The following is a 650-nucleotide window of genomic DNA, read 5'->3' as shown; positions in this document are numbered from 1 at the left end:
TGGGGTTGTGTGGTGGGGGTTGTTTGTAGGTGTTGTTGTAAGTGTGTAAGGGCGTTCGGTGGATGCCTTGGTACCAGGAGCCGATGAAGGACGTGGTAGGCCGCGATAGTCCTCGGGGAGTTGTCAAACGAGCTGTGATCCGAGGGTGTCCGAATGGGGAAACCCAGCACGAGTGATGTCGTGTTACCACCAGCTGAATGTATAGGCTGTGTGGGGGGAACGTGGGGAAGTGAAACATCTCAGTACCCATAGGAAGAGAAAACAATTGTGATTCCGTGAGTAGTGGCGAGCGAAAGCGGATGAGGCTAAACCATGCGCATGTGATACCGGGTAGGGGTTGTGTGTGTGGGGTTGTGGGGTTCGTCTTCTTCCATCTGCCTGTGGAAGCGTGAGTCAGAAAATCGTGTGTTAGGTGAAGTGGCCTGGAATGGTCTGCCGTAGTCGGTGAGAGTCCGGTAGCTGAAAACACATGGTCTTGCGTGACGGTGTCCCCAAGTAGCAGCGGGCTCGTGGAATCTGCTGTGAATCTGCCGGGACCACCCGGTAAGCCTGAATACTTCCTGGTGACCGATAGCGGACTAGTACCGTGAGGGAAAGGTGAAAAGTACCCCGGGAGGGGAGTGAAATAGTACCTGAAACCGGACGCTTAC

Annotated in this window: 1 rRNA gene (cut by a window edge); it reads left to right on the top strand. The window is 54.6% G+C overall.

Features of this window, described 5'->3' with window-relative positions:
- Positions 1–35: 35 nt before the first annotated feature.
- Positions 36–650, top strand: a 23S ribosomal RNA gene (locus AMD30_RS24855); it runs 2,721 nt beyond the window's last position.

The organism is Gordonia sp. HS-NH1 (assembly GCF_001418765.1).
Taxonomy (GTDB): Bacteria; Actinomycetota; Actinomycetes; order Mycobacteriales; family Mycobacteriaceae; genus Gordonia.
This window is presented reverse-complemented; position numbering and strand designations above follow the sequence as displayed.